The 9,076-nt window shown below is 62.5% G+C and carries 7 protein-coding genes; 2 read left to right on the top strand and 5 right to left on the bottom strand.

The genetic code is table 11. From position 1 onward, the window contains the following. On the top strand, positions 1-1,556 hold a 1,556-nt coding region (locus VEK15_11015), incomplete at its 5' end, for a CRTAC1 family protein (protein HXV61215.1). Then, entirely contained in the window at positions 1,557-3,152 is a 1,596-nt protein-coding gene (locus tag VEK15_11010; protein ID HXV61214.1) for a CRTAC1 family protein, read from the top strand. It begins immediately after the preceding gene. 41 nt (positions 3,153-3,193) lie between these two features. Here VEK15_11010 and VEK15_11005 read toward each other — a convergent pair whose 3' ends face one another. The 5 genes from VEK15_11005 to VEK15_10985 form a co-directional block, all read right to left on the bottom strand. Continuing rightward, the gene (locus tag VEK15_11005) at positions 3,194-3,454 is read right to left on the bottom strand and encodes a type II toxin-antitoxin system RelE/ParE family toxin (GenBank protein HXV61213.1); all 261 of its coding nucleotides are present in this window, start codon (positions 3,452-3,454) and stop codon (positions 3,194-3,196) included. Continuing rightward, the gene (locus tag VEK15_11000) at positions 3,441-3,674 is read right to left on the bottom strand and encodes a CopG family transcriptional regulator (protein ID HXV61212.1); all 234 of its coding nucleotides are present in this window, start codon (positions 3,672-3,674) and stop codon (positions 3,441-3,443) included. The genes VEK15_11005 and VEK15_11000 overlap by 14 nt, the downstream gene beginning before the upstream one ends. A 106-nt stretch (positions 3,675-3,780) precedes the next feature. Next, positions 3,781-5,910 carry a M3 family metallopeptidase gene (locus VEK15_10995; GenBank protein ID HXV61211.1) on the bottom strand — a complete coding sequence of 710 codons (2,130 nt, stop codon included), beginning with the start codon at positions 5,908-5,910 and terminating at the stop codon, positions 3,781-3,783. A 46-nt stretch (positions 5,911-5,956) separates the two neighbouring features. After that, complete coding sequence (locus VEK15_10990) at positions 5,957-8,176, bottom strand: serine hydrolase (protein HXV61210.1); 2,220 nt, start codon at positions 8,174-8,176, stop codon at positions 5,957-5,959. Between the two features lie 95 nt (positions 8,177-8,271). Next, a complete protein-coding gene (locus tag VEK15_10985; GenBank protein ID HXV61209.1) occupies positions 8,272-8,928 on the bottom strand; it encodes a helix-hairpin-helix domain-containing protein in 657 nt (218 codons plus the stop codon). Positions 8,929-9,076 lie beyond the last annotated feature (148 nt).

Here is a 9,076-nt window from a genome sequence, read left to right as displayed (position 1 = left end):
AAGCCGGGGTCCGGTTTCATCACCAACAAGGCGCGAGTGGGCGTCGTTACATGGTCGAGATCGCCGGGGGAGGGGTCGTGGTGTTCGATTACGACGACGACGGCCGGCCCGACCTCTACTTCGTCAATGGGGCGCCGCTTCCGGGAGATCATGACCCGTGGAAGGGAAATGCGCTCTTCCGGAATCTGGGAGATGGCCGCTTCGCGGATGTCACCCAACCGGCCAAACTCCAGGGCTCGGGATACGGGATGGGCGGGGCCGCCGCGGACGCGGACAACGATGGCGATATCGATCTTCTGGTGACGTCGTTCGGCCGCAACCTCTTCTTCAAGAACAACGGAGACGGAACGTTTACCGATGCCACCGATGCTTCGGGGATCGATGACGAGACCTGGTCGGCGAGTGCCGCCTTCAGCGATCTCGACCGAGACGGTTTCGTCGACCTGTACGTGACCAACTATCTCGATTTTACCCTCGAGACCCACCGTGAGTGCGTGAGCCCGCAGAGGGAGATCCCCTCCTACTGCCATCCTCAGGAGTACGACGGGGTCATGGACCGCGTCTATCGGAACGAGCGAAACGGCGTTTTCGCCGACGTGACGCTCTCCGCCGGAGCGGCGGTCTCCGAGCTTGGGAAGGGGCTCGGCGTCGTGGCTTCCGACTACGACGGGGACGGAGACGCCGATCTCTACGTCGCGAACGACACGACGCGGAACTTTCTCTTCCAGAACCAGGGAGACGGAACGTTCCACGAGGTCGGTCTCGAGGCCGGAGTCGCCTACAACGAAGAAGGATTGCCGGAAGCGGGTATGGGGACGGATTGGGGCGATGTCGATCGCGACGGTCTCACCGACCTCATCGTGACGAATTTCGACTTCGAGACGAATACGCTGTACCGGAATCTCGGCTCGGGATTCTTCCTCGATGCCACGGCCGCCTCCGGGCTCGGTCACGTGAGCCTGACCGAGCTGGGATTCGGCTGCGATCTCGCCGATTTCGACAACGACGGATGGCTCGACTTCGTCGTGACCAACGGCCACATTCTCGACAATATCGCCGAGCTCCAGGCGAATCTCACCTTCGCGCAGCCGGCCCAGTTCTTTCGCAACGAGGGCGGCCGCTTTCGCGAAGAGTCCGAGCACACGGGAGAAGCCCTGTCACGTCCGCGGGTCGGCCGGGGTCTGGCCACGCTCGACTTCGACGGAGATGGGGATCTCGACCTCGTCCTCTCCAACAACGGCGGGGCGGCAGAGCTCCTGGAGAACGAAGGAGGAAACCGCAACCCGTCGTTGTCTCTTCGACTCCTCGGCACCATCTCGAACCGAGATGGGATCGGCGCGCGCGTTCGGGGCGAAGGCGTCCTCGAGGAGCTTCGCGCCGGCTCGAGCTATCTCTCCCAGAACGAGCTCGTCATTCACTTGGGCCTCGGCGACGCGACCGATGTGCGAGGCTTGGTCCTGCGGTGGCCCTCGGGCGCCGAGTACGATCTTCCGACCCTGGACGCCGGCCGGCGGTACGTCGTCAAAGAAGGTGCCGGTGTCATTGGAAAATATTAGGTGCTGCTGGTCGTCCTGATCGGCTCGCTGTCGTTTCAGGACGTCACGTCCGCCGCTGGAATCGACTGGATCAACACCTTCGGAGGTGTCGACTCCAAACGCTACATTCTGGAGACGACGGGGACGGGAGCTCTCTTCTTCGACTACGACGAGGATGGCGATCAGGACGTCTTCCTGGTGAACGGAACCCGCTTCGAGGACGCCGAGAGCGTTCCCCATGCGCTCTATCGCAACGCGGGAGACGGGACGTTCGCGAACGTCACCGTTCTCTCGGGTCTGGAGGCGCACGGCTGGGGCCAGGGCGCCGCGGCTTCCGATTTCGACAACGATGGGGACCTGGACCTCCTCGTCACCTACTACGGCCCCAACCGCTTCTACCGCAACAACGGCGACGGAACGTTCGAAGAGATCGGAGCGGAGCTGGGGCTCGATGACTCGGGCTGGAGCACGAGCGCCGCCTTTGCCGACTACGATCGCGACGGGATCAACGACCTCTTCGTCGCTCAGTACGTAGATTTCGACCGGGAATCGACGCCGGGTCCGGGAGAAGCCCCCAATTGTTTCTTCATGGGCATACCGGTGATGTGCGGCCCGAAGGGGCTTCCTCCTGCCACGAGCCTTCTCTATCGAGGCACGAGCACGGGAAGCTTCGAAGACGTGAGCGGCCGAACCGGCGTCGGCCGTGAGCGCTTCTACGGCCTCGGCGCGGTTTGGGGCGACGTCGACAACGATGACGACGTCGATCTCTACGTCGCCAACGACCAGACGCCGAACAACCTTTTCCTCAACGATGGACGAGGCGGGCTCGTCGATGGTGCCCTGGCGGCGGGGGTCGCCTTCAACGAGGATGGTCGGGCCCAGGCGGGAATGGGTGTCGACTTAGGGGACTACGACAACGACGGTTTCCTCGATATCCACGTCACGAATTTCTCTCACGACTACAACACGATCTACCGGAACACCGGTGACGGTTACTTCACCGATGAGAGCTTCGCCGCCGGACTGGGTGAAGCGAGCTACCTCTACCTTGGTTGGGGCACCGGCTTCCACGACTTCGACCGTGACGGACGACTCGACATCTTCGTCGCCAACGGCCACGTGTATCCCGAAGTCGATACGTCGAGAACGGACAGTGATTACGCACAGAGAAGCCTTCTGTTTCTGAACCTGGGCGAGGGCAAGTTCGAGGAGTACCAAGGCTTTCGACGACCTCACGTGGGACGAGGAGCGGCCTTCGCGGACTACGACGACGATGGCGACATCGACATCCTCGTGGCCAACATGAACGAGAGGCCTTCCCTCTATCGCAACGAGCTCGCCGCCGATTCCAGCTGGGTGGGACTCAGGCTCATCGGTCGCGACAGCGCTCGGGACGCACTCGGCGCGCGCGTGCGGATCCAGACGGGTGGCGTCGGGCAGCTACGGGAAGTCCGAAGCGGCGCGAGCTACCTGTCTCAAAGCGACCTGCGGGTGCATTTCGGCCTCGGACCCGAGACGAGCGTGGAGCGACTCGAGATTCGATGGCCCCGAGGCCGACTCCAGACTCTCGAGGGCGTCCCCCTCAATCGCTACATCGTCGTCGTCGAGCCGCGCTGAAGCTCGCTCGCGCGGCAGCCCATCAGCGAGAGACCCCGTCGTCAGCGATAGACTTCTCTCCTGTGCCCTACCTTCACGACATACACGATGAGATTCTCGTCCTCGATTGCGTAAACAATTCGAAACTCGCCCTGCCTCAAGCGATACTTGTCTTCACCGGAAAGTTTCTCGCAGCCCGGCGGGCGAGGCTCCAAGGCAAGTCTGCGGATGCGACGAACGATTCGAAGCCGATCCTTGACGTTGTCGACGGCTTCGATTTCTTTGGCGGCGGAAGGTTTGATAAAGACCTTATATCTTGCCACGCTTCTTGAGGTCTTTCACGACGTCTTCGAAGCTGAGATTGGGCTCTTGCGCGCGATCCCGAAAAGCCGCCAAATCTTCTGCATCCTCCGCGAGTGCCACCTTCACCGCTTCGTTGACGAGCTCGGACAAGGGCCGGTCGGTCACGGCAGCCTTGAGCTTCAGCGCCCTATGAATCTCCGGATCGAAGTACACGGTCGCCCGTTTGACCTCGTTACCCACGGAAGCATTTTAACGTTTTAACGTTCTAACGTCAAGCCCTACCCGCGTTGTGGGGCGAAGCCCGCCTTTCTGTGAGCGACACTCGACCCGAGCTCAGAGTTGGATGCTATTGCGCGACGGAGCTCGCCGCATCGTCGGAAGCGGGAACGGGAAAGCCGCGATCCCGCATCAAGGCATCGATCCGGGCGTCTCGGCCACGGAACGCACGATAAGCCTCGGCGGGATCCACCGAGTTTCTGGGAGCGAAGAGGTGCTCGACCAATCTCGCGGCTACCTCCTTGTCGTAAAAGCCCCCGGGCGCCTCGGCAAACGCCTCCGCGGCGTCCGAGGTCAAGACGTCCGCCCACAGGTACCCGTAATAGCCCGCGGAATAACCCTCGCCGGAAAAGATGTGACTGAAGTGGGTCGAGCGATGCCGCATGACGATCTCGTCGGGCATTTCGAGCTCTCGGAGCGCCTCCCGCTCGAAGGCGTCGGGATCGACACCGTCGGGATCCGTCGTGTGGTACATCATGTCGACGAGCGCCGAGGCCAGATACTCAGTGGTCTCGAAACCCTGGTTGAACGTTGCGGCGTTCTTGATCTTCCTCACCAGGTCTGCGGGAATCGGCTCTCCCGTCTCGTGGTGGACGAGGTATCCGTCGATGACCCGATCCGTCAGAAGCCAACGCTCCAGGAGCTGCGACTGGAACTCGGTGTAATCTCTGACCCCGCCGTTCAACGTGGGGTAGGCGACGTTCGAGGAGAAGTCATGCAACGCATGGCCGAACTCGTGAAAGAACGTCTCCGCGTCGCTCCAGGACACCAGCACCGGTTCACCCGGCGCTCCCGCGATGAAATTGGAGTTGTTGGACGCGAGAACCGTCTGCTTCTCATCGAAAGTCTCGCGACTCCGGTAGCTCGTCGCCCAGGCGCCGGAACGCTTCCCCGTACGTGCGTAGGGGTCCAGATACCAGAGGCCGATGTGCTCTCCCGTCGTCCGGTTCGTCACTTCCCAGACCTTCACCGTGGGATGAAAGACGGGAACCTTACCTTCGGCAATGGGAACGAACTCGAAGCCGAACAACTGGCCGGCAACCATGAACATCGCCTCCCTGAGCTTGTCGAGTTGCAGGTACTGCTTGACCTCGTCGGAATCGAGGTCGTACTTCGCCTTGCGGACCTTCTCCGCGTAGTAGCGGTAGTCCCAGGGGGCGATCTGGACCCCGCTCCCCTCCTTGTCCGCCACCGCCTGCATATCCGCGACCTCCTCGGCGACCCGGGCGATCGCGGCGGGCCAGACCGCTCGCATCAATTCGAACGCGCGCTCCGGCGTCTTTGCCATGCGATTCTCGAGGCGCCAGGAAGCATAATTCTCGTAGCCGAGGAGGTTGACGCGCTCGTGACGAAGTTTCAGGATCTCGGCGATGATGGCGTTGTTGTCGTGCTCGTCGCCGTTGTCTCCCCGATCGTAGTAGGTACGCCACACCTTCTCGCGCAGGTCGCGCTCGTCCGAGAACGTCAGAAAGGGGTCCATGGAGGAGCGGGTGTTGGTGACCGCGTACTTCCCTTCCTGTCCGCGCTCTTTCGCGGCCGAGGCCGCCGACTGCACGAAGGACGCCGGAAGCCCGCTCAGCTGCGTCTCGTCGAGATAGGTCACATAACCCTCCTCGTCGGCGAGAACGTTATTGGAGAACTGCGTCTCGAGCTCGGCTAGCCGCTGATCGATCGCGGCGTAGCGCTCCTTTGCTTCTCCCTGCAGAGTCGCCCCGTTACGAGCGAAGCCGTCATAGATGAGCTGGACGAGCCGCTGCTGATCCGATCGAAGCGAACCCATCTCGGCGCCGTCGTGAACCGCGCGAATGCGCTCGAATAGCGCGGCATTCTGGGTTATCTTCGACTGAAACTCGGACAGCCTGGGTGCCATCTCTCGCTCGATTTCGCGAAACTCCGGCGTCGACAGGTTGGAGCTCCAAACGCCGTAGTAGGCAAAAACTCGTCCCAGGTCTCGCCCCGAGCGCTCCATCGCCAGGATCGTGTTCTCGAAAGTGGGAGGCTCCGAGCTCTGGGCGATGGCATCCATCTCGGCGAGGTTTTTCGCCATCCCCGCCTCGAGCGCGGGCTTCAGCGAGGCGAGATCCATCTGGTCGAATGCCGGCACGCCGTAAGGACCCGTCCAGGGAGCCAGTAGGGGGTTCACACTCCCGCCCTCGCTCTTCTGCTCCGAGCTTGTGGATCCGGCTGAAACGAACACGATACTTGTTAAAACCAGAAAACGATGAGACACGGCTCCAACTCCTTTTTCACTGACTGAGCTCGTCGAACGTGCGATTCAGAATAGGGTACTTCTGCCAGTCCCGAAAATCGAAATGCCACCATTCGAACTCGTAGACGTCGAAGCCCTCCGCCTCCATCGCGCCGCGGAGGAGCTCTCGCAAAGTGCGCTGACGCGAAGTTCCGCCCGGGTAATCCGGAAACGAGCGCGGCGAGAACTCGTCGTAGCCTCCCACCATGATGACGGGCTCACCGGTCTTGCGATCGAAGAGCGTCACGTCGGCGGCCGCGCCGCGGTTGTGGCGCGAACCGCTCGACGGGTCGGCCACGAAGATCCGGAGCTCTTCCGGCGTCGCGTCCCAAAACATCTTCGTCACGTACCAGGGCCGATAGGCATCGTGAACGAGTATGCCGTAGCCCTCGGCTTCGAGTGCCCGATGAGCGCGCACCAGCGCTTCGGCAGCCGCTCTCTGCAGAAATGCCCGGGGTTCATCGTAAAAGACCGCACCCATGAAGTTGTTGGTCGTCGCGTAGCGAACGTCCAGGCCGATCGTGGGGTCGAGGCTCACCGGCTCGATGAGATCGGGGTCGAGAAAGTCTCCCGCTTCCTCTGGCGGGCTCGCCTCGAGAGCCTCGCGGCGAAGCTCCTCGCTGGGTCGCAGCGGCGTGATTCGGAACGTCTGGCCCTCACTCGCCCCGACGTCGCGACGTTCGAACCGGACGTTCGCGGCGACGACGGCGCCGTCCTCGAAACGCAGCTCTTCCCCGTGATAGAGACCGTAGTCGGGGAAGGCAAACCGGTTCGGACTCAGCTCGGTGAGGGGGTAGCTCTCGAACCATTCGATCAGGGCGTGGAGCGCACCATCTTTCTCCAGGATGTAGAGCGTATTGTGGTCCCAGCCGTACTCACCAATGAGCGGGCGAAATCTTTCCGGCGCTTCATCGGGAAGGACCTCTTCGAGGCGCGCGCGAGGATCCGGGTCTACCACCCGGCCGTAGGCGATCGGCGAGTCCACGACGAGCTCGCCTCCGCGCATCCGGACTTCGACGACGTTCGCTTTCTCGTCGAGATAAAGCCGGTCACCGCGTGCCAGCAAGCGGAAGTCGGGGTAACGGCCGGCGAGCTCCCGAGCCTTGCCCGAAGGCAGCGGCGAGGTCGTCTCCGCTCGAGGAAGGGGCAGTCCGCTCTTCGCCGCCAAGAGGCAACGGAGGGCGTGGCGAGCGATCCGCTCGACGACGGCGTTGGTGAAATCCTTCGAGGCGACGGCAACGACCCCGAGCTTCTCTTCCGGCAAGAACGCGAGCTCGGTGGAGAACCCGTAGATCGCGCCTCCGTGGCGGACCAGCCGGGCACCGTCGAGCTCTCCGATCGAGAACCCGAGGCCGTAGGATGCGGAGGGATCTCGGTGGCGAAACTGCGGCTCGAACATGGACGCGAGCGTTCGGGGTGAGATCACGCCGTCGCCGCCGCGAAAGAGGGCGCTCATGAATCGAGCCAAATCATCGACCGAGGCATAGAGACTGCCCGCCGGCGCCATGCCGAGCTGAAAGGTCGGGGCCTCGAAGACCCGGCCGTCGTAGGTCCACATCGTACCGGTGGCGACCTCCGGAGGCGGCACGAAGCTCGAGTGGGACATTCCAAATGCGGACAGCACATTCTTCTCGATGTAGTCGGTGAACGGGGCGTCCTGCGTCCGCTCGAGTACGTAGCCGACGAGGGCGATGCCCGCGTTCGAGTACTTGGTACGGCTTTCGGGCTCGTAGACCAGGGGCAATCCGTCCAGACTCTCGATCGTCGCTTCGAGCGTCGGCTCACTCGGGTCGAAATAGTTGCCCACCGGCGGTTCGCGAACAACGCCCGCGCGATGCGACATGAGCTGTCGCAGAGTCACGTCTTTCGAGAAAGACAGCTCGGGGACGTACTCCGCGAGCGGGGCGTCGAGGTCGAGCTCACCCCTTTCCACGAGCTGCATCACGGCGATGTCCGTGAAGAGCTTCGAGACCGAGCCCACCCGATAGACGGTCTCGGCGGTGGCCGCGAGTCCGGACTCGGCGTCCGCATGGCCGTACCCCGTCGCCCAAACGGTCTCGTCGGAGTCGACGAGCGCGATCGAAAGCGCCGGAATGGTCTTGGTCGTCATCTCTTCCTGGATGAACGAGGAGATCGAGTCGACGACCTGGCCGGTTTCCGTCGCCGCGGGGCCGCACGCCACCGCGAGAAGGAGGACTACGACGAGCGTCCGAGCCATCGGGCGCGATTGTACCTCCCCCGCCCAACGGAGCGCACGGGATCGATGACCGGAGTCCGAGCGCCGCCGATGCGGCACTCCAAAACTGTGCTGGGTTACGGCTGGTTGAGCGTGACGTACCGCTCGAGCCGCGCGAGCTCCTTGTCGTCCACGTATTTGCCGATCTCGCGCCGAAACTGCGCCATGCTCTGGTATGGGCGATACTCGAGAAACTCTTTCAGCATACGGTCGCCCACGCCGGGTATGCTGAGAATGTCTTCCTCGGTAGCGGTGTTGAGATCGATGGGCACGAAGACGTACTGCTCCAAGCGCGCCACCTCCGCGTCATCGACGTACTTGCCCATCTCTCGCCGGAACTGAGCCAGAGCTTTGTAGGGACGATACTCCTCGAACTCGTGCGCCATGCGCGGGCCGACGCTGGGGACCAGAAGGATCTCGTCCTCGCTCGCGGTATTGAGGTTGATGGGTACGAACATCTTGACGTAGAGCTCCTTCAACGCGTCGTCGCTCACCGATTGTTTGAGCAGGCCGTGCAGATCCATCATGCTCAGAAAAGGGCGCTTTTCCATGATGGCGGTCACGACGGTCTCATCGAGGTGCGGAAGGGCGAGAAGCTCGTCCTTGCCGGCGAGATTGGGGTTGACGACCCCGTTGTTCTTTCCGACCTGCGCGAACAGCAAGACCCCACTGGCGGACAATCCGAGGGTGAGAACAAGAACCAACAGTGAGCGGAGCCATCCAGACGAGCGCATCACGACATCCCTCCTCCCGGGTGACGGTACGTTGACGCCATCCCCAACAGTCCCAAGTATGCCATAGTCGCGGGCGCCAGGGCCGGAGTCGCTCCCGTCAGCGATTCCCATACGAGATCGAGTCCGGCGAGCGAGGGGTACATCTCGA

The organism is Vicinamibacteria bacterium (genome assembly GCA_035620555.1).
In the GTDB taxonomy this organism is placed as follows: domain Bacteria; phylum Acidobacteriota; class Vicinamibacteria; order Marinacidobacterales; family SMYC01; genus DASPGQ01.
Note: the sequence above shows the minus strand (reverse complement) of the source record. Positions and strands in the feature narration are given on the sequence as shown.

Bases quoted from the DNA above. Each gene is read 5' to 3' on its own strand.
- VEK15_10990 (HXV61210.1), bottom strand. From the start codon at position 8,176: ATGGCTCGGACGCTCGTCGTAGTCCTCCTTCTCGCGGTGGCGTGCGGC.
- VEK15_10985 (HXV61209.1), bottom strand. From the start codon at position 8,928: ATGCGCTCGTCTGGATGGCTCCGCTCACTGTTGGTTCTTGTTCTCACC.